Raw genomic sequence first — 20,182 nt, 5'->3', positions numbered from 1 at the left:
TGGGGACGCCCCTTGCGCGTTGTGTGCCGCGTCGCCCGGCCGGACAGCCACGCATGCTACAGGTTCTTGACACCCATCGCGCGCATGGCGTTCAGGATGGCGATGATCGCCACGCCTACGTCGCCAAAGACGGCGAGCCACATGTTGGCAATGCCGAGCGCCGCGAGCACCAGAATCAGCAACTTAATGCCCAGCGCAAAGATGATGTTCTGCCAAACAATCGTCATGGTCTTGCGAGCCACGCGGATCGCGCGGGAAATGTTGGACGGCTTGTCGTCCATCAGCACAACGTCCGCTGCCTCGATTGCGGCGTCGGAGCCCATGGCGCCCATGGCAATGCCCACGTCTGCGCGGGTGAGCACGGGCGCATCGTTGATACCGTCGCCCACAAAGGCGAGCTTGCCCTTGCCCGATTCGGTCGCCAGCAATACCTCGACGCGCTCGACCTTGTCTCCTGGCAGAAGCTGCGCGTGGAACTCATCGACTCCCAGCTGATTGGCCACGGCGGCGGCCACTTCCTCGCGGTCTCCCGTGAGCATGACGGTGCGCTTGACGCCGGCGGCGTGCAGCTCGCGAATCGTTTGCTCGGCATCGGCTTTGACGGTGTCGGCAATTACGATGTGACCGGCATAGACGTCATCGACCAGCACATGGAGGATAGTGCCGACGACCTCACAGTCCGGTGTTTCAACGCCGGACGCGGCGAGCATCTTGGCATTGCCGACGACGACGTGCCTGCCGTCGATGTTCGCCGTCACGCCATGGCCCGCGTCGTTGGCGGAGTCGCATACACGCTTGGGGTCGAGTTGGCCCTGGAAGGCGGCGCGCACCGACTGCGCGATGGGATGGTCGGAGAACGACTCGGCGAGGGCTGCGACTTCAAGCAGCGATTGCTCGGTATAGCCGCCCTCGGGGTGCACCGCGACGACCGAGAACGTGCCGTTGGTGAGCGTGCCGGTTTTGTCGAAGACGACGGTATCCACATCGGCGAGCGCCTCGAGGTAGTTGGAGCCTTTGATGAGAACTCCCAGCTTGGACGCGCCGCCGACGCCGCCAAAGAAGCTCAGCGGCACGCTAATTACGAGTGCGCACGGGCAGCTGACGACGAGGAAGGTCAGGCCGCGCAGGATCCAATCGGACCAAGCACCGGTCACCAGGCCGCCGCCGAGCGCGAGCACCGCTGCCGCGCCGGTGACGGCGGGCGTGTAGACGCGGGCGAACCGTGTGATGAAGTTTTCGGTGCGCGCCTTCTTTTCGCTGGCATTCTCCACGAGCTCCAGGACGCGCGCGACGGTGGACTCGCCAAAGGGTTTGGTGGTGCGCACGCGGATAAGACCCGTCATGTTGATGCAGCCGCTGATGATATCGTCGCCGGTCTTGGCGGTACGGGGGACCGACTCGCCGGTGAGGGCGGCGGTGTCGAGCTGGGTTACGCCCTCGACGATAACGCCGTCGATGGGCACGCGCTCGCCGGGCTTGATGACAATGACGGTGCCGACGGCGATGTCATCGGGAAAGACCTGCTCGAGCGTGCCGTCAGCCTGCTCAACGTTGGCGTAATCGGGCGCGATGTCCATCATGGCGCTGATCGACTTGCGGCTCTTGCCCACGGCGTAGGCCTGGAACAGCTCGCCGACCTGGTAGAACAACATAACGGCGGCGCCTTCGGCCATGTGCGGGTCGGTATCGGGGAAGAGCACCATGGCAAACGCGCCGATTGTCGCGACGGCCATGAGAAAGCTCTCGTCGAACGCCTTGCCGCGGCGGATGTTATTGAATGCCTTTTGGAGCACGTCGTAGCCGGCAATCAAAAACGGCACGAGGAACAGCACAAAGCTGGCGTAGATGTTGCCTGGGGTGCCGAATGCGGCGGTGAGGGCGCCGAGCTCATCGAGGGCGTACACCACGACAAAAATACCCAGCGCTACCAGGATGCGGTTGCGTTTATGCTCGAGTGACTCTTTTTTCTTGCGCTTCTTCTTTTTCTTCTTGGGGTCGGCGGTGGCCATGACTCGTATCCTCCCATTTGAATGTATGAACACCTGCTCATATAACATCGCGACAAAGGCCGCGACAAGCGCGGCCTTGCGTATCAGCGTATGCGCAGGCTAGAGAATGATCTCGCAGTCCGGCTCAGCGTCGGCGGTGAACTCCACGACGCGATCAAGGACCTCGTCGAACTCAGCGTCGTCGGCTTCGAGCGTCAGCTTCTGAGTCATAAAGTTGACCGAAACGGATTTAACGCCCTCGAGCTTGGCGAGTTCGTCCTGAAGCTCACGCGCGCAGTTGGCGCAGTCGATCTCGTCGAGCTTGAACTGCTTTTTCATGATGGGTTCCTTTCCCTGTATTTGCGGCTTGGGTGCAGGCCGCGCTGGTACCGTGGTTGGTCGCTATTCGCAGATGTGGCTCATGCCTTGGTTGAGCATGGTGTAGACATGATCGTCGGCGAGCGAGTAGAGGATGTTGCGCCCGTCGCGCCGGAATTTAACCAGGTGCGACTGTTTGAGCGTGCGCAGCTGGTGCGACACCGCGGACTGCGAAGTCGCAGTCGCTTCGGCGATGTCTGCCACGCAGAGCTCGCGGACCATGAGAGCGTAGAGGATCTTGATACGCGTGGTGTCGCTGAAAACCTTGAACAAGTCGGCAAGGTCGTACAGCAGCTCCTCGTCGGGAAGGTCCTCGGGCGCGCAAGTGGTGGGGGTGTCGGGCACGATGGTGGTGTCGATATCGGTCCTTATTTCATCGGCGTGTTCGCTCATTGCAATATCCTTTCATATGAACATGTGCTCATATAACTTACTTCCGAGTATATGAGCGCATGTTCATATGTCAATATAATTTGCGAAATTTTTTGCTGTCGATTGGCCCCAGAGGCGGCTAAGGGCATTGGTTGGTGCTGATAAGGCCGCCGATGCCAACGTGGGTACCCTAGCGACGTGCAAAAACGGGAGTTTTCAGCATCGACGAGGGGTTATTTATTGCATGATACGGCGTCGTTTGCCGCCACAGGGCTTTACTGGAGTGCAAATGGCAATAGATATTCCCCAGCTGTTGCCTAACTTACATCGAAAACAGCGGCTTCGGTGCAAAATGGGGCAATTCGGCCGGCCTCGGATACTCGGCTCTGCTGAAAACTCCCGTTTTTGCACGTCGCCGGGGTACCCACCCTGTCAGTCCGCCTCTGTTCTGGCCCCGTACACCCTGCCTTCGGGTGTGGAGGTGCTTGTTTGGGCGAACTCCGGGCAATCCAGCTCGATGACTTGCATGTCGTCGATGGCCGGGACATTGTTGATCGTCGGGTCGTCCAGCGAGATGCCCTCGAGCACTGCGCGCTCGAGCTCAAGTGCATTACCCTGCGCTGCGTCTTGACGGAGGAGCTCCTCAATACGCTTCTTTTCCTCGATAAATCTCCTGAGCACAAATTGTCGCAGCTCTTCTTGCTTGATTGCGAAATCTTTGGGCAGGCGCGATGGGCGAATGCCCTCCTTTCGCTGGATTGCCTCCATAACCCTGGCGAAGGCGCTGGCGTGCATAAAGGAATAGCGACTGACGGTAATGATTCCGTAGCCCATGGACGCCAGCGCGTTCTTGCGCTCTTCGTCAATGGCGCGGTCTTCTTCGGCATCGTGCTGAAATCCGTTGTATTCGATGTCGGTTCGGGACCGCTTGAGATATGCATCCATATAGAACTTTTCGCGCCGCGTGAGATTCTTTGCGGCAGCTGTGACCTTTACTTCGTAGTCGGTCTCGATCTCGCTAATGCCAAGACCGCCCTCGCGCCTGGGTAGCGTGAGCATCATGACAAATGCCGTTTCCATCGGCGATCGGCATCCGTCCCGCACGCATTGGATGGCTTTTCGGGCAAGTTCGAGGCCCTTGCAGTCGATGAGGGAGTTAAAGAAATGTTTAAGGCTCGAAGTCGAGGTGAGCGCGAAGCGCTCGGTATAGGATGTCGAGGCATCGTGCCCAAGGGAATAGGCTCCACACAGTTCGAAGTAGTACTCCACAAGTTCTCGAAAGGGAAGATAGGTTGCGGCCTGAAGCGCACAGAGTTCGACGCCGACAATATAGATGTCGTCGGCAAGCTTGATAAAGCGCGAGCCCGCGAATCGCTTGGATGATACATGGCACTTGCAGCCCGTCATGCTGCGCACGTTTGCGCGCTCGAACACCGTTGTATCGAGCGGGGCATCGTTATCCAGAGCGACGTTGTGCCTGGCGAGCCAGTCGGCGGCAGAGTCGAGCAGCTCCTTGCTGGGGCGCGCCCCGTAGATCTTGGCAGGGCTGCATGGCTCGGTGCCAATTGCGGATACCGAGTATGCGGCTTGGTAGACCGCTTTTGCCGTGTTATGTGAAAGTACGATACTCATACAGATAGCATGGCAGACCAGGCGGCGGGGTTCGCAATGAATGCCAAGGCAAAATGTCGCGGCATAACAAAAGCTGTCCAAGCGCTTGACGCCAATGATGGAGAAAGATGCTATTTGGAGCATTGTCGCAGCTCGCTGGCTACGCAGACCTCCACAACTGATGCTGGTCAGCATCGTTTTGATGCAAAGGCGGCGTCAACAAAAATGTGCAATTTGGCTTGAACATGCGCAGATGAAGTTCTTGGTTATGCGGCGGCTAGACATCGGGGACTGGAGGGCCGCGTTGTACGGCGCGAAAAACGGGCCGATATCCGCTTGGACATCGGCCCGTATTGCGTCGCTTGAGGGGAGCGCCTCGGCGTGTCGCTTTTGCGCGGGGCGCTATGGTCCGGCAAGTATTGCTCGCGAATGGCGCCTCTGCTTGGCAATCTACTTGGAAAACAGGTTCTTGAGGTTGAACTCGGCCTGCACCGTCCGGAGCATGAGGTCGGTGTCGTCGAGGCCCAGGTGCTGCTCGTTGGCGTCGGGCGCGAGGGTGCCGCGACGGCGTGCCCAGTTCTCGAGCGCGGCGGGTGCGGACTCGCGGGGGAGCGAGCGCACGTCGGCGTCCAGGCTGCGGCAGATCTGGCGCGAGTCGATGACGATAATCTTGCCGGCTCGGCGCGCCTCGGCATAGCCGTCCAGATGGATCTTGAACCAGCTGTCCTCAAAGGCGGCGTTGTGCGCCATGTACGGGTATTTCTTCATGAGCTTGAGCAGCTGCTTTTGCAGCTCCTTGTTCTCGCGGAAGGGCGTTTTGCCGTCGATGTCGTCCCAGGTGATGTGGTGGATATTCGACAGCGGCACATCTTCGCCGCGGTAGATATCGGGCAGGCCGCAGTAGTGTGCCTCGGCGTCGTGCGGGACGGCGTCGCTGGTGAGCTCCATGATCTCCCAGCCCACGTTGATGATGTAGCCGCGCTCGGGTGCACGGCCGGTGGTCTCGATGTCGATGCCGAGCACCGTGCCCTGGATGGGCTTGCGGGCGTACGCCACGCCGAGCGCATCGCGGTCGCCGCGGATCTCGCGCATGACGGACGCGGCGGTTCGCTTTTGCATCTTGCCGATGGCGGCACAGGTATCGGCGTCGGACAGGCCGCGCGAAAGCGTCGCGGGCGTCACGTTGCGCAGGCGCGCCTCGCCAATCTGGTCGCATAGGTCGCGGTTGCGGTCGGCCAGGTCGCGCACGGTGGCAAAGTCGAAGCCAGGGTCGCCCTCGGCGGTAAAGTACTCGGTCTCGAGCACCTTGAGGGCCTCTTCGCCTTTTTGACGCTCGGATTCCATGGCGGCGTGATCGCCATAGATGAACATGGGGATAAACGGCTGCCGCTCGTATTCGAGTGCTTGCGAAACGTTCATATACTGCTCCTTGGACGGGCCGCGTCGTGCGGCTCGGGGTCATTGAGATGTGGCGAGATGATAGTTTACCACAGGCAACTATTGGCATCACGCCTAGGACAACTACAATACCCTAGTTGACCGCTAGGACTTTTACAATGCTGCCGAAAGACACGAAAGGTTCCATCCGTCATGGATTTGCTGATTGATATTTTGCTCGACGCCGGCAAGGACACGCTCTCGCTGGTGCCGTTCTTGTTGGTGACATATCTGGCCCTCGAGACGTTAGAGCATGTGGCGGGCGATCGCGTCAACGGCGCCATCAAACGTGCCGGCGCCGCTGGCCCCGTGGTTGGCTCGTTGCTGGGCATGGTGCCGCAGTGTGGCTTTTCGGCGATGGCGGCAACGCTGTACGCCGGTCGCGTCGTGACGTTGGGCACCCTGGTGGCGGTGTTTCTCTCGACCTCCGACGAGATGCTGCCACTGCTGCTTGCCGAGCAGGTTCCCGTGCAGACTATGGCGATGCTTTTGGCTTCGAAGGCGCTGATCGCGCTGGTCACGGGCTTTATCGTGGATGCCGCCATTCGCGGCCTGCGTCGCAACGCCCGTGCTCATGCGGCGATCCGCCGTACCGTGTTGGGAACCGCTGCCAATCCGGCGCACGTTAACTGCGCGCATGACGATCACAGCGGCGGTGACATCATCGACGAGGTGGCCGAGGCGGGCGTGAGCGCCGACCACATCCATGAGCTGTGCGAGCGTGACCATTGCGGTTGCGATGAAGACGAGGACGAGCGTGACCACGGACATGGCCACGACCACGGACACGAGGGCGAGCACGAACACCACCACAGCCACGGTCACTCCCACTCACACAAAGGCGCGCCTGTCCTGTCGATTATCCGCAGCGCGATTTCGCACACCGTGCAGGTTTCGGTATTCATTTTTCTGGTGACGCTGATTCTGGTCGCCGTGCTCGAGACCTTCGGCGAGTCCGCGATCGAGCAGTTCCTGCGCGGCAACGAGACGCTCGCCGTCCTGGGTTCGGCGCTTGTCGGCCTCATTCCCAACTGCTCGGCGAGCGTAGTCATTACGCAGCTGTATCTGGAAGGCGCGCTGCAGCTGGCACCGATGCTCGCCGGTACACTCATTTCTGCCGGCGTGGGTTACCTGGTGCTGTTCCGCACCAACCGCAGCGCCCGCGAAAACGCCGTGTTCCTGGTCATGATGTACGTCATCGGCGCCGGCTGGGGCCTTATCCTTTCCGCCTTTGGCCTCTAAGTAGATGTTTGAGGTATTCCGTAAAAACTGGGGCATGCCTCAAACATCTACCGCCATGACCGGCGTTGGATGCGCGCCAATCGTCAAAACAAAAAGGTAGATTTTTAGGCATGTCTCAAAAGTCTACCTTGGTTAGCGCAGCAGGTCGGTGAGGTTGCGCTTAAAGCGGGCGCGGTCTTCGCTGGTGAAGGCTGCCGGTCCACGGGTGCGACCGCCGGCGCGGCGCACCTTCTTTTCTTCGTGACGAATAAACAGCTGCATATCGATGGTGGCTTTGTCGTACACGCGCCCGCGCACGCCGATGGCGGCGGCATCGCGACCGAGCACCATGCTGGCCAGGCCAATGTCCTGTGTCACGACCACATCGCCTGCCTGCAGACGCTCGATAATGGCAAAGTCGGCGCTATCGGCGCCTACGCTCACGTCGAGCGTTGTGACCCAAAAGCCACGTCGCGCGTGCTCGGCATCGCGTGGGTCGTCACGGCGAATGTGCCGCTCCAGGTTTTGCGTGCTGTTGCCGGCGACAACCACGGCAACACCCGCCCGTCGTGCGCAGTCGATCGACTCACGCGTGACCGGGCAGGCGTCGGCATCAATAAACAGCGTTCGCGGCATCTAGTGCACCAGCTTGCCAAAGCGGATAGCGCGAATAACCAGCGTCACGCCAAACACCAGGAGTGCAGCGCCGGTAAAGATGACGAGCATCTTTGCCGACCACAGCGGATAGATGAACACGAACACGCCGGCGATGATGGAGAGCGCGCCGCTCAGGATGGCGAGGGTGCGGTTGGAAGAAAGCTCGGACTCCAGAATCGACATGATGCCCTCGACAATCCAGCCAAAGCCGGCCACGACCACCACAAGCGTGCTGAGCGTCGCGGTCGAAAGCGCCTGGTTGCGCAGGATCACCACGCCGCCCAAGATGATGAGCAGGTTGGCGAGGATGCTCGTGACGCGCCAGCCGGCGGGCAGCAGCGGCTCAAAAATGGCGGTGAACAGCCTGACGCCAGCCGTGATCACAAAGTAGAAGCCCAGTACGGTCGTCAAAAAGACGAGGGTCTTAGCGGGTGCAAACAGCAGCGCGATGCCGGCGATGAGTGCGATGACACCCGTGGCGGCGTAGATCCAGCGCACGGCTTTAATCGCCTTGCCTGCCATGCTTTTCTCGTCAAATCCAAACAGACTCGATTGCTGGTCGTCATTCTTAAAGATGCCCATGAGGCCTCCTTTCTGTGCGGCGTAAGCCGCGATCGTTACAACCAGTATCGCCTAAAGGTACTGGTATATGGGTTGGGAAGGGCGAAACGTAACCCAAAGGCCCCGATTTATTTCCGTTGTTCCCCACGTTGCGATTTTCTATTCAACAGGTGTAGAACATTGCAGCTCTGTTCGTTATTGCCTGCGTTTTAGGTTAGATTTTCCTAAGAACAATTGGCTTTTATTGGGGGTCCCTATGAACGAAGCAGTTCCCGCGGCGCCTTCGAGCGCCGAGTCGATGGCAAAGCAGGGTTGCGAAAAGCTTGGCCTGGATGCGTTTGATGCGCTGATCCGTCGCGCCCGCACATGCCGCCGTTTTGACGAGTCCATGCGCGTGCCGCGCGAGTTTTTGCTCGAGCTGGCAGAGCTGGCGCACCTGGTCCCCTGTGGCGCCAATGCTCAGCGCTTGCGTTTTCATGTGGTGAGCGGTGCCGAGGACTGCGCTCGCGTGTTTGACGAGCTTGCATGGGCCGGGGCGCTCAAGGACTGGCCGGGTCCTGTCGAGGGCGAGCGTCCGACCGGCTACATTGCAATTCTTGCCGAGCGCACCGTTCCCGGCAAACCCGCCGCGCCTATCACCGAGGTCGACACGGGCATCGCGGCTCAGACGATGATGCTCGCCGCGCGCAGCGCAACGCCCGAGGTGGCGGCTTGCATGTTCAAGGCCTTTACGCCCCGCTCGATCGATGCGATGGGGCTCGATAACGACAAGTACGAGCTCAAGCTGATCATGGCTTTTGGTGTGCCGGCCGAGACCCAGGTTATCGACGCGATCGATTCCAACCCCGACGGTTCAATTAATTACTGGCGCGACGAGGCGCAGGTGCATCACGTGCCCAAGCGTCCGCTTGCCGACGTGCTGGTGTAGTTGCGTCGTTGCGGCGCGATCCGGCGGCAAACCACCATAAAGGTGCCTGTCCCCTTTGTGGTGGTGCGAGGGGAGGGCGTGTGTCCAATCTGTATTTGGTTCGGCATGGGCAGACCGAGCTTAACGTGCAGAACATTTTGCAGGGCTGGCAAGACTCGCCGCTCACGGAGCGCGGGCGCGAGCAGGCACTGGCGACGCGCGCGGCGTTTGAGGCGCGCGGCATCTCCTTTGACCACGCGTATTCGTCTCCGTTGGGTCGGGCGCGCCACACGGCCGAGCTGATCGTTGGCGAGGATCTTCCCATAGAGCCGGTCGATGATTTGCGCGAGTGGCGCCTGGGCACGCTGGAGGGCACATCAAATCGCGATATGCCGCCGAAGCCCTGGGGCGATTATCCGGTGGCCTTTGGTGGCGAGTCGGAAGGCGAGCTTCGGGCGCGCATGGTCGCGGCGCTGTCCCGTATTATGGCCCGACCGCAGCACGATCGTGTGCTTGCGGTCTCTCATGGCTCTGCCTGCCAGGAGTTTCTTAGATACGTGACCGGCGGGGGAGAGCAGCCCGACAACGGTGCCGTGCTTCATTTTGGCTATTGCGACGGGGCGTTTTCGCTCCTTGATTGGTAATGAACGAAAGGACCCCTATGAACAAAGATCTGTATCTGGTCCGTCATGGACAGACAATATTCAACCTTAAACGCATTATTCAGGGATGGAGCGATTCGCCGCTCACGCAGTTGGGCTGCGAGCAGGCGGCGCGTGCCGGTATGTTCTTGCGTGCGCGTGGCGTTGAGCCCGATCACGCCTACACCTCGACGCTGCACCGCACCGAGCAGACTATCGCCAGCCTGTGGCCGGGCCTTGCCTACGAGCGTCTGGATGGCCTGCGCGAGTGGTTCTTTGGCGACTTTGAGGCCGAGCGCGTGATGCTGATGCCCGAGCGTCCGTGGCGTGAATTTTATCGTCAGTTTGGCGGTGAGGGCCAGATGCAGGTACGCGAGCGCATGGTGACGACGTTGACCGATCTTATGCGACGCCCGGACCATTCGTGCGTGCTCGCGGTGAGCCATGCCTCGGCCATCAAGGAGTTTTTGGATCACTCTAGGGGAGCGGCGGCCGACGAGCGCGAGCGCGTGCCGGGCAACTGCTCGGTTCTGCATTTTGCGTTTGACGATGCAACCGATACGTTTGAACTGGTCGAAGTCTTTACGCAGGAGGATTACGCGCGTGAGCTGGGGCTAGAGCCGCTCGTGGCGGCAGCGGGCCCGCGGCGTGGGTAGCGCGGGCGTTGCGGCGCGGTTTGCCGGCGTAATTGTTTGATGCGAAAGGGGCGGGGATGCATGCGCATGTATCCCCGCCCCTTGCTTGTTGAGCTGCCGAGTCTTTGTGCTGGGCGTTTAGGCCCCGTTAGAACCGTGAGATCTGGTGAGTGAGCAGACCCGTCGGAACCTGCGGCGCGCCGCCGCTGACCTGCGCGGCGGGGAACAGCACGGCCACGGTAAAGTTGAACGGCTCTTTGCCCGTGTAGGTGCCGGCTGCGCGGGCCTCGTCTGCCAGGAGCTGCGCCGCCCCTGCCAGCGCGGCAGCGTAGGCGGGGTCGTCTGCCGGCTCCGGCTCCGGTGCCTGATCGAGCATGGCTCGGATGGCGGCAACAGCGTCCTCGCGCTTGACTTCCCATACGCGATGCGTAATACCGGCGGGGTCGGTGACGGCGTAGAGCGACGCGCCCTCTTTGGCGGCGCCCAGGATGATATCCATGACGGGCGACGCCTCGTAGGCGAGCGACACGGGGCGCGGCTGCACCTTGAGCTCGGTGATTGTACGGGCGGCTGCGGCCGCATCTGCGGAAGCTGCGTCGTCGCCCGTCAGTACGCCGACCGGGCAAATTGCCACAACGCCCGTCACGCGCCCTGGCTCTCCGGAGCATTCGTACACGTAATACGCCGCACCCGGATCCTTGAGCATGAGCCCATCGGCAATCGCACCGCGCAGGGCTTCGTTGTCACTCAGAATGCTGTCCATCGCAGGCAGCGCTTCGAGCACGCAATCCTGAGCTGGGCGGATGCAGGGAAACGGAAGAGCTTTCATGGACAGTCCTAACGCGCGAGTCGGTTTGTTCGCGGCTTATTATGCCCCAACTTGGCTATTCGCGCCCCAGAGCGTGTTGTCGGCGAGCGCGATCAGCACCCGCTGGCATCGAACGATGTCGGCGTGGGGCACATATTCGTTGGGCTTATGGGCGAGCGCGAGCGAGCCTGGGCCATAGCTCATGCAGTTGCGGTTACCCGTCTTGCCGGCAATGACGGCAGTGTCGGTGTAGCCGGTAAAGAAGCCGACGGTCGTGTCCGCGCCTGTCACGTCATCGGCGGCACGCTTGAGCGCGGCTAGAAGGGGAGAGACCGGATCGCGCTCGATGGCGGGGCGGTCGCCTGTCACGGTATAGCTTCCATGGCAACCGGGGACTGCGGCTTCGGCGCCGGCGATGGCCTGCTCTACCATGCGCGTCGCGGCGGCCGTATCGGTCGGCGGCGTCAGGCGCATATCGACCCAGACCTTGGCGTGGTCGGGCACGACATAGGGGCGGTAGCCGCCCTCGATCTGTCCAAACGTGATGGTCGAAGCCCCCAGCTCATCATGCACGGGCAGCGCCGCGAACGCGCGACGAAGCGAGCATACGACTTCGGCCATGGCGGCGACGGCATCCGCTCCCTTCCAGGGCTGGCTCGCATGCGCCGTGACGCCGGTCATCTCGATCTCGAACCACGTGCGACCCTTGTGCGCCACCTGAATCTGTCCGTCGGTGGGCTCGGTGTCCAGCACCCATTCGCGCGAGCCGACCCAGCCGGCATCGATGGCGGCCTCGGAGCCGCGCATAAAGTCCTCTTCGTCGACCGAGAAAATAAGCGAGAAGCCGCGGTGGGGCAGCTCGCCATCCGCCGCCACGCGCTCGAGTGCGTGGACAAGCGCGGTAATGGCGCAAGCCAGGCCGCCCTTCATGTCGCAGGCACCGCGGCCATAGAGTTTGTCGTTGCGCACGGTCGCCCCGAGTGGCGGTGTGTCCGCGTTCCAGCCATCTCCTAGGGTGACGGTATCCATATGGCAGATGTAGACGAGTCGCGCCTCGTCGCTCACACCCGGCACGGTGACCATAAGGTTGCGGCGCCCGGGGAGTACTTCGAGCTCTGCAACCTGCACGGCATCGAGCGCAGGACTATCAAGCTGCGCCAGCTGCTGTTCAATGAGCCTCTTAATGAAGTGTTCGATCTCACCTTCGTAGGCGCCCGGGTCCGAGCTATCAATCTTCACGAGCTCCTGCGTAAGCCGCCAGGCAAAGTTCTCATCAACCATACGAAACCTCACAATCAGTTTGCTTCCAAAACCGATTGTAAGCCACCTGGAAGATTCGCGACGTGTGCGTAGCAGTATTAACCGTTCGCAGGCCGAGCCATCGCGTTTGCCGTCCAGGCGGGTTTACAGACGACGCGGTGGGTACGTAGCCTTTATGGACGACATGCTGTGCGACATATCTGCCTTTCGGTATCACCGGATACCTCCACAGGTCTTGGCAATAATGCCGGACCTGCCTGATTCTGTGGACGATCCGCGCAGGGAGCATCTTTGTGAGCACCCGCTTGTCAAGTATTTCCTGGGCACCCCGTTACACGTGTTGGCGCGGGGCGGCTGCGGGCGTAAGGGCGGTCGCATTGTCAGGCACGTTTGGAACGGGGAGAGGCCGTTTGATTCTGTGCGGCAGACAGAGTTTGGCCTCGATGTTGCGTCCCCGCTCTTTACCCTGCTGACCCTGGCTTCCTCGGTCTCAAACGAGCGCCTGATCATGTGCATGTATGAGATGTGCGGCACCTTTGCCGTGTGCAAGATTGCGCCTCAGGTAAAGTCGGCACTTGAGCAGGCGTATGGGAGCCGGTGGGGTGACGCGTGGTCGGGCTGGGAAAACGTAAAGGATACCTCGGGGAATCCAACGGACCTGTGGAAACGACCGCCCTTGATTGAGCTCTCTGAACTAACCGAGTACGTCGATAAGATCCAGGGGCTCCGCGGTGCTAAATCGTTCACGCGTGCCGCGAAATGCATTACGGGGGTTGTGGCATCGCCGCTCGAGGTCCAGGCTTCGATGCTGTTTGGCCTTACGAGGTTGCGCGGCGGCGAAGGGCTGCGCCTTACCAATAACGTCGAGATTCGCATGACGCGCAGCGCCCGCCTGATTTCGGGGCTTGATAGGCGCTACGCCGATATCTTGCTGTCAAATAAGGACGGCAGCAGAGAGTGCCTGGTTGAATGTCAAAGTAAAGCCATTCACGGATCCATAGAATCCAAGATCTCGGACTCCGATCGAACGACGGCCCTTCAAGCGATGGGATATCCTGTCGTTCTGATGACCTATGGTCAGCTGGTCGACTCCGATGCCTTCCGCGTGGTGATGGAACTCATCATGTCCTATCTCGATGTGCCGTTGAAAGACAAGACGCCGCGGCAGCAGGAGCTCGAACGGCGGCTTCGTGAGGAGATTTTTATCGATTGGGCGGGAATGTAGCCGTGCGGGTGGAAAACGGTCGCGTGAGCTAGGGTTTGGTTACGAAAAGACTTCAGTTGCTCTTTGAAATAGGCTTTAAAAATGCTATCTAGAATAAGTTGTTTCGGAAAATGGACAGTCAACTTAAATTTGGCATATAGAGATCGATTTTTACCTACTAAAACCACTGATAAAGGTGTTTATCAAAGCAGGTGTGCTCAGCGACTTGGGCCTAACCGTCGATTATCCGAAATAACTTGTTCTGGGTAGCACTTTTCCAGCCGTCGGGAACAACGAAATTCGCCCCCATTTCGTTAAAACGGGGGCGAATAGACTTCGTGGCTTGTCTGGCAGGCTTGGCGCCGACGCTATTTGATCACACGTACGCGATACATCGAAGGAATCTGCTTGAGCGCCTCGATGGTGCTGCTGTCCAGGTGCTCGTCGGTGTCGAACATGGTGTAGGCGTTCTCGCCGGCGGACTCGTTGGTCATACGCTGCACGTTGGCGTTGTCCTTGGCCAGGATCGCCGTGATCTGGCCGATCATGTTGGGCACGTTGGCATGCAGGCAGGCGATGCGGCTTGCGGCGCGCGCCTTGCCCATGCTGCAGGCGGGGTAGTTGACGCTGTGCGCGATGTTGCCGTTCTCCAGGTAATCCTTGAGCTCGCTGATGGCCATATCGGCGCAGTTGGCCTCGGCCTCGCCGGTGCCGGCGCCCGAGTGCGTGGTGATAAACGTATTGGGCATCTTGACGGTCTTGGGCGTGGCAAAGTCGCAGCTAAACCAGCTCAGCTTGCCCGCGCGCAGGGCTGCGTCGACGGCGTCCTCGTCAATGATGGTCTCGCGCGCATAGTTGATGAGCACGGCGCCCGGGGCCAGCAGGTCGATCTGCTCGGTACTGATCATGCCGATGGTGTCGGCCTTGCTGGGCACGTGCACGGTGAGGTAGTCGCAGCCGCGGCAGAGGTCCTCGAGCGTGCCCACGCGCTGCACCTCGCGGCTCAGCACCCACGCGTGCTCGACGGAAATGAACGGATCGTAGCCGTAGACGTCCATGCCCAGGTCGACGCAGGCGTTGGCGACCTTGGAGCCCACGTTGCCCAGACCGATGACGCCGATGCGCTTGCCCTTGAGCTCACGGCCCACAAAGGCCTTCTTGGCCTTCTCGGCGTCGACCTGAATCTCGGGGTCGTCGGCGTTGTCGCGCACCCAGTTCATCGACTGCACCACGCCGCGGCTCGAAAGCACCAGCATGCCCAGGACGAGCTCCTTGACGGCGTTGCTGTTGGCACCGGGGGAGTTAAAGACGACGACGCCCTTCTTGGCGTACTCCTCGATGGGGATGTTGTTGACACCGGCGCCGCAGCGGGCGATGGCGCGGATGCCCTCGGGCAGCTCGTAGCCGTGCAGGTCGGTGGAGCGCATCAGGATGGCGTCGGCCTCCTCGGCGGTGTCCACAAACTCGTAGCCCTCGCCAAACTCGACCTTGCCGTCTTTGGTTATGTCGTCGATGGTTTTGATCTTGCGCATGAAAAACTCCTTAGCAGGTTTGTTTATAACAAGTGGTTTGAAGTGGCTGGTCGGCCCGCGGGTTGCGGGCTAGTTAGATCGCGGACTCAAACTATGCTGCGCTTCGAAGTCCTTCATGTACGAGGCCAGTGCCTGCACATCTTCCATGGTTACGGCGTTGTAGACGCTCGCGCGCATGCCGCCCACCAGGCGATGGCCCTTGACGTTTTGAATCTGGTGCTCGGCCGCGCCTGCGACAAAGGCCGCGTCGAGATCGGCGTCGTCGGTGCGGAAGGTGACGTTGGCGATGGAGCGGCTGTCGGCCTGCGTGGTGCCATGGAACAGCTCGCTGTACTCGAGCAGGTCATAGAGCAGGTTGGCCTTGGCCCAGTTGCGCTCGGCCATGGCGGCGAGTCCGCCGGTCTGCTCCACCCAGCGGAACACCTTGCCGCACACGTAGATGCCAAAGGTGTTGGGCGTGTTGAGCATGGAGCCCTTGGCGGCCTGGGTCTTAAGGTCCAGGTACTGCGGCGTCTGCGCAAAGGCGGGGCCATCGGCGATGAGGTCGTCGCGCACGATGACCACGGTCACGCCCGCGGCACCGGCGTTTTTCTGCGCGCCGGCATAGATGAGTCCGTAGCGCTCAACGTCGAGCGGCTGCGACAGAAAGCAGCTCGAGACATCGGCGACCAGCGGCACATCGCCGCAAGCGGGCAGCTCGTGGTACATGGTGCCAAAGATGGTGTTGTTCTGGCAGATGTAGACGTAGTCGAGCCCGTCGCCCGCGGCCTCGGCGGCAATGCGCGCGTTGACGTCGGCCATGGCGGGAATGCGGTCGAAATTGGTGTCCTCGGAGCTCGCGAGCAGCACGGCCTCGCCGTACTTTGCGGCCTCCTTGTACGCCTTGTTGGCGAAGTTGCCGGTGACGACGTAGCCGGCGCGGCCGCGGCGCATGAGGTTCATGGGGATGCCCGCAAACTGCAGCGTGGCGCCGCCCTGCAAAAACAGGACACGGTAGTTGTCGGGGATGCTCAGCAGGCGGCGCAGGGTTGCCTCGGCGTCGTCGATAATCTGCTGGTACATGCTAGATCGATGGCTCATCTCGAGCACGGACATGCCGCAACCGCGGTAGTCCATCATCTCGTCGGCGATCTCGGCGAGCACGCTTGTAGGCAGCGCGGCCGGGCCAGCTGAGAAGTTGTGCACACGTGCCATCTTCTAGTTCCCCTCGTAGTCGTTTGAACGTTCGGGATACTTTAGCACAGTGGAGCGCTAGGCGCGACCGCATCACGGTAAAACTCGACCGCGCCGCTATGATTTACAGGATGGTTACATGGGGGAGAGGTGATTTTACCTGATGACTCGCATCCGATCTGCCTCTGCTTTTGCCTGCTTCCAAGGACGCACGCGGCCGTTTACGAGGTCAGCGTAGCCGCGGGCGATGGAGAGCTGGACAGCCCTATGAGCTTCGTGGTGGTTGTCAATTACCGAGCCAGAAGTGTTTTGCAAGTATGGAACTTGCTTTTCAATTGGCACGCAGAGCCCCTCCTGTAATGCTTGCCCATTCAATTTATATCGATAATAGCGTGTGGGCACCTTGCGGGATTGGGGCAAGGCGACAGACCGTAGGGAAAACCTAGACTCCCGGTCGGCAGATCCGTGCATCTATGTTCACAATCGAATCATTTTGGCGGCGGTTTTGTTGTGCAATAAAAGACACTTGAGCCATAGCAGGTACTTCCAAGCGCTGTTCACCGGATGATAACGACCGTCTGCAGAAACGGCCCATTGGACAGCTTTGTTCGTTGGGTTGCGTATGTGTCTCACGGTATGATTAAAAGCACGTCATGCCAGACCGGTGTTAATAAAAGGCCAGAAATGACGGCATCAAATGCAATCGCGGCATAGGGGATGCTGATGAGCGAATCGAACTACTTGGAGAGGTTGGAGAAAACGTCCATCTCGGAGCTTAGTTTTGATGATGTACGGCTGAAGCGTTCAATTCAGAAAGCTGGCTTCTGCTACTTGCCCGATCTTTTGTCTCTTGCCGATAAAGAAATAGACGCTCGTTTTGATAGCAGATATGCCGATTCAATCATAAGGATGCGAAAGAAATACCGTGCGGCCCCCGACGACTTCGCGGCCTCCATGCTTCAGCCCAAGATGGTCGAGAATACGACGAACGTGAAAGTCCTGCCGAAAAGCCAATCTCCTCGCGAGTCAAATACCGAGACAGCGTCCTCGATAGAGCAATATGAATACGACTTGAGCCATTTTCCGCTCACACGCTCGCATGGGTTGTTTTCGGCAAAGTTGGAGGAATTTGAAGAAAGAGCTCGGGGTGCCTTTGACGACCTTGACTCAAGGTCTGAAAACGTCATGGTTTATCAGACGTTTGAGGAATTCTCGGCAGACCTTGATGAGCTCAGCGCTGCTTTTGAAGAACTCATAAAACGTTACCCGACAAAACCTCGCATTGTTCTGATGCTGATTGATAGGTGTTTGCCGAACGCATTTATGGTTTATGTTGCTGACAAGGCGCGCAGGGTTTTCAACGATCATAACTTATGGGGCAATTTCTTCGCGAGTCTTGGCATTTTCGACAGTAACGTACAGGGGCTTGTAAAGCATATTTTTATGAAACATGTTGAAGAGCGTGGAATGCCTTTGTACGGCCGTGATGAGGAAGTTAATTACTACTTCTACACCACACTCCTCCACGGAGGCTTATCGGAAGATTCTTGGTCAAACCTGTGGGAGAAATTACTTCCGCTTGCGAAAGAAGTTTCTAAAGGCAGTTTAGGTTTTGGCGGAGAGATGGACGGGCGCTCCGTTCTTAGGGAGCTAAAGAACCCTGAGAGTCGGTATGCTCCCGAAAAGGCAGTCCTTAACATTCTTGAGAAAGCGCCCGATTCAACCATTGCTCCATTATTTGAGGCGTCCATGCGCGTGGCGGCGCAAATTGTTGACACGAATAGGGTTGGAAGCCGCTACACGATGCTATCTAGTTTCGGTCTGCCTGAAGCTGCAATGCAGGCCCTTCGTGACAATCAAGAGCGTGTGCAGCCCTTGGCGACCGGAGGAAGGGCTGCTGCTGAGACGCAAGAGCGGAGAAGTGGCACCCACCGATTGATCTATCTTCCGATTGCCAGTTTGCAGCTGGATTTATCTGAGGGTGTTGTGACCATGCGCTGGCCGCGCCAACAGTTCCCGCTGCATTTTGCTGGTGACAAGATTGACTATTATGTTGACGGCGAGCTAAAGGCAAGCTCTGAATTCGATATGAGTGTCGGAAAATGCATTTTGAATGCCGTCAGTATTGCCGTTAACCCTCGGGCTCGTTACGACGTGGAATTGAAGCTCATGCAGAAAGATGAGCGAGCGGGTGACTACATCGAGCTTAGCTCTTTGAGCCAGTCGTTCAGCAGGAACAAGCCCGGTTGTTTTGAATTTATAAAGGACGCTAAGGGCTTCTATCGCTTGCGTGGCAAGAACGAGCGGTTAACGAAAAAGCGTCGTATCGCATACATTGTTAAAGACGGATACAAGATCGTTCCCGGGCAAGGCATGAAAGCCGTTTCGGAGTATGAGGCTTCTGGCGATTGGAACGATAACCAGATTTATATCTACGACGTTGAGCCCGGTTCGGCAGGTTCGGTTGTTGACGAGCTTACGGGCGAGGAAGTTGCCGTTTGGCAAGAACGTTATGTCGCAAAGGTTGATAAGCATCGCATTATCGGAGAAACGAGCGACGGCGTTGACTTGTATGGGTGCGTTCCGAACGAACTCAATACCAGCGACGGCCTGCCCTCTGTGAGCATTGAAGCGCTTGATGGCGCGAGCGCCCTAAAAGACTTGGACATCATGTGCTGCTGCGATGGCGAGCTGGTGTCGATGCCTCGTTGCGCCATATATGAGGACGATACTGAAAATTCAGGTATTGCAAGAATAGAACTCAATCTCTCAAAAACGAGTCTATTCAGTTGGCATATTGAAGAATGCGTCCTAGAGGCGAGGCAGAAATCTGCCGGTGGTAAGGTTGTTTTCCGCTACCGATTCGCAGTGGTACCCATACAAGAATTTAGGCCTCTGTCCATCAGCATTGATCACGGGCGTGCTGTAGCTGAATATGGTTTCCAGGCGTGCCTTCCCATTGATGTTGTGCGTATTCGTGAAGAGGCTGATATGGCAGGCGAATGCGACAGTCCCGATTCTCTCAATGCGTGGGAGCGGTATGAAGCGAAGGCTCTCCTGAAGGATGAGTTCTTGCGCGTTCGCATCCGATCGAAAGGGAGTGGCAAAGAAACTGATGCCAAGCTGGCCCTTGCTGCAATAGATGTTGACATACCAGATAGACTAGCGAATCTATCCGAAGAGCGTCCAATCTGTTTGGCGGATGCGCTAGAGCTCGGTCCTAGCGCGGCAAACTTTAAGATTGTCTCCTATGGTTGGAGGTATAACAGGGCCGTGCTGGCGTTACTCGGTTCAAGACCCCTTTTCTTCAAGGCACTCAAGCAGCCTGGCGAATACGGATTCAATCTTTTTAGGCATGCAAGTCTCTTACAACAAGCTGATAATAAGGCGCCCATCCGCCTTCCCTTGAAGCTGTCCCTGTGGTATGGCGATGACGTGTCAACGGGAGAACTGAAGCCGGCCTGGACTGATGTTCAAATGCTTGACTGCGCTGAAGGGCTCGGCATTAACGGCTGGAAGTTATTGCCGGCCGATTCTCTTGGGTATGTCCTTCGGTTCGAAGGCAAGCCCTTATGCGACATTCATTTCAGGTTTTTTGGACTTTCCAAGTATAAGGAAAGAGGCGAAAAGCCGATTGCTACGGCCTTTGCGGAAAAGGGCTCTGCGGAGGTCGCCCTTCCATCAAGCGTGGTGAGGCAGCTGGGCAACAAGAGAGAGGTCGCAGTTGAAATGTCACCGAGCGACTTCTTTGGAGACCCTCGGCGAGAATACGCGACCAGTATCATTCTTAAATAGCG

General features: G+C 58.9%; 17 protein-coding genes. 6 read left to right on the top strand and 11 right to left on the bottom strand.

Features of this window, described 5'->3' with window-relative positions; translation table 11 throughout:
* Positions 1 to 56: 56 nt before the first annotated feature.
* From ACQRC0_RS04200 to ACQRC0_RS04180, 5 genes are all read right to left on the bottom strand, one after another.
* Complete coding sequence (locus tag ACQRC0_RS04200) at positions 57 to 2,009, bottom strand: heavy metal translocating P-type ATPase (RefSeq protein WP_427728020.1); 1,953 nt, start codon at positions 2,007 to 2,009, stop codon at positions 57 to 59.
* 99 nt (positions 2,010 to 2,108) lie between these two features.
* A complete protein-coding gene (locus ACQRC0_RS04195) occupies positions 2,109 to 2,327 on the bottom strand; it encodes a cation transporter (protein ID WP_117583778.1) in 219 nt (72 codons plus the stop codon).
* A 63-nt stretch (positions 2,328 to 2,390) separates the two neighbouring features.
* The gene (locus ACQRC0_RS04190; RefSeq protein ID WP_427728017.1) at positions 2,391 to 2,759 is read right to left on the bottom strand and encodes an ArsR/SmtB family transcription factor; all 369 of its coding nucleotides are present in this window, start codon (positions 2,757 to 2,759) and stop codon (positions 2,391 to 2,393) included.
* Between the two features lie 411 nt (positions 2,760 to 3,170).
* Positions 3,171 to 4,370 (bottom strand): hypothetical protein, encoded by a 1,200-nt coding sequence (locus tag ACQRC0_RS04185; protein WP_158564868.1) that lies wholly within the window; start codon positions 4,368 to 4,370, stop codon positions 3,171 to 3,173.
* A 429-nt stretch (positions 4,371 to 4,799) separates the two neighbouring features.
* Positions 4,800 to 5,768 (bottom strand): 3'-5' exonuclease, encoded by a 969-nt coding sequence (locus ACQRC0_RS04180; RefSeq protein WP_427728015.1) that lies wholly within the window; start codon positions 5,766 to 5,768, stop codon positions 4,800 to 4,802.
* A gap of 171 nt (positions 5,769 to 5,939) precedes the next feature.
* On the opposite strand from ACQRC0_RS04180, the gene ACQRC0_RS04175 reads away from it, so the two are divergent.
* Entirely contained in the window at positions 5,940 to 7,028 is a 1,089-nt protein-coding gene (locus ACQRC0_RS04175; RefSeq protein ID WP_427728013.1) for a putative manganese transporter, read from the top strand.
* Positions 7,029 to 7,160: 132 nt separating this feature from the next.
* On the opposite strand, the gene ACQRC0_RS04170 is transcribed toward ACQRC0_RS04175, so the two are convergent.
* Together ACQRC0_RS04170 and ACQRC0_RS04165 are read right to left on the bottom strand one after the other, a co-directional pair.
* Complete coding sequence (locus ACQRC0_RS04170; protein WP_154515742.1) at positions 7,161 to 7,643, bottom strand: YaiI/YqxD family protein; 483 nt, start codon at positions 7,641 to 7,643, stop codon at positions 7,161 to 7,163.
* Positions 7,644 to 8,246 (bottom strand): HdeD family acid-resistance protein, encoded by a 603-nt coding sequence (locus ACQRC0_RS04165; RefSeq protein WP_427728010.1) that lies wholly within the window; start codon positions 8,244 to 8,246, stop codon positions 7,644 to 7,646. It lies immediately after the preceding gene.
* Positions 8,247 to 8,481: 235 nt separating this feature from the next.
* Between ACQRC0_RS04165 and ACQRC0_RS04160 the strand changes: the two genes are divergently transcribed.
* The 3 genes from ACQRC0_RS04160 (at position 8,482) to ACQRC0_RS04150 (ending at position 10,429) form a co-directional block, all read left to right on the top strand.
* Complete coding sequence (locus tag ACQRC0_RS04160; protein ID WP_427728007.1) at positions 8,482 to 9,153, top strand: nitroreductase family protein; 672 nt, start codon at positions 8,482 to 8,484, stop codon at positions 9,151 to 9,153.
* A gap of 80 nt (positions 9,154 to 9,233) precedes the next feature.
* The gene (locus tag ACQRC0_RS04155; protein WP_427728004.1) at positions 9,234 to 9,776 is read left to right on the top strand and encodes a histidine phosphatase family protein; all 543 of its coding nucleotides are present in this window, start codon (positions 9,234 to 9,236) and stop codon (positions 9,774 to 9,776) included.
* A gap of 17 nt (positions 9,777 to 9,793) precedes the next feature.
* The gene (locus ACQRC0_RS04150; RefSeq protein ID WP_427728002.1) at positions 9,794 to 10,429 is read left to right on the top strand and encodes a histidine phosphatase family protein; all 636 of its coding nucleotides are present in this window, start codon (positions 9,794 to 9,796) and stop codon (positions 10,427 to 10,429) included.
* A 127-nt stretch (positions 10,430 to 10,556) separates the two neighbouring features.
* Here ACQRC0_RS04150 and ACQRC0_RS04145 read toward each other — a convergent pair whose 3' ends face one another.
* Together ACQRC0_RS04145 and ACQRC0_RS04140 are read right to left on the bottom strand one after the other, a co-directional pair.
* Positions 10,557 to 11,237, bottom strand: coding sequence for a DUF1015 family protein (locus tag ACQRC0_RS04145; RefSeq protein WP_427728000.1), 681 nt, complete (start codon positions 11,235 to 11,237; stop codon positions 10,557 to 10,559).
* Between the two features lie 39 nt (positions 11,238 to 11,276).
* A complete protein-coding gene (locus ACQRC0_RS04140) occupies positions 11,277 to 12,497 on the bottom strand; it encodes a M20 family metallopeptidase (protein ID WP_427727998.1) in 1,221 nt (406 codons plus the stop codon).
* A gap of 397 nt (positions 12,498 to 12,894) precedes the next feature.
* On the opposite strand from ACQRC0_RS04140, the gene ACQRC0_RS04135 reads away from it, so the two are divergent.
* Positions 12,895 to 13,701 (top strand): hypothetical protein, encoded by an 807-nt coding sequence (locus ACQRC0_RS04135; RefSeq protein WP_427727997.1) that lies wholly within the window; start codon positions 12,895 to 12,897, stop codon positions 13,699 to 13,701.
* Between the two features lie 347 nt (positions 13,702 to 14,048).
* Here the strand turns inward: ACQRC0_RS04135 and ACQRC0_RS04130 are convergent, their stop codons facing one another.
* Both ACQRC0_RS04130 and serC read right to left on the bottom strand, forming a co-directional pair.
* Complete coding sequence (locus tag ACQRC0_RS04130; protein WP_427727995.1) at positions 14,049 to 15,212, bottom strand: phosphoglycerate dehydrogenase; 1,164 nt, start codon at positions 15,210 to 15,212, stop codon at positions 14,049 to 14,051.
* A 69-nt stretch (positions 15,213 to 15,281) separates the two neighbouring features.
* Entirely contained in the window at positions 15,282 to 16,406 is a 1,125-nt protein-coding gene (serC, locus tag ACQRC0_RS04125) for a 3-phosphoserine/phosphohydroxythreonine transaminase (protein ID WP_427727993.1), read from the bottom strand.
* 702 nt (positions 16,407 to 17,108) lie between these two features.
* Here serC and ACQRC0_RS04120 point away from each other — a divergent pair.
* Positions 17,109 to 20,180, top strand: a complete 3,072-nt coding sequence (locus ACQRC0_RS04120) for a hypothetical protein (RefSeq protein ID WP_427727991.1) — start codon at positions 17,109 to 17,111, stop codon at positions 20,178 to 20,180.
* Positions 20,181 to 20,182: the final 2 nt, after the last annotated feature.

This window comes from Collinsella sp. SGI.033 (assembly GCF_050315135.1).
Taxonomy (GTDB): Bacteria; Actinomycetota; Coriobacteriia; order Coriobacteriales; family Coriobacteriaceae; genus Collinsella.
This window is presented reverse-complemented; position numbering and strand designations above follow the sequence as displayed.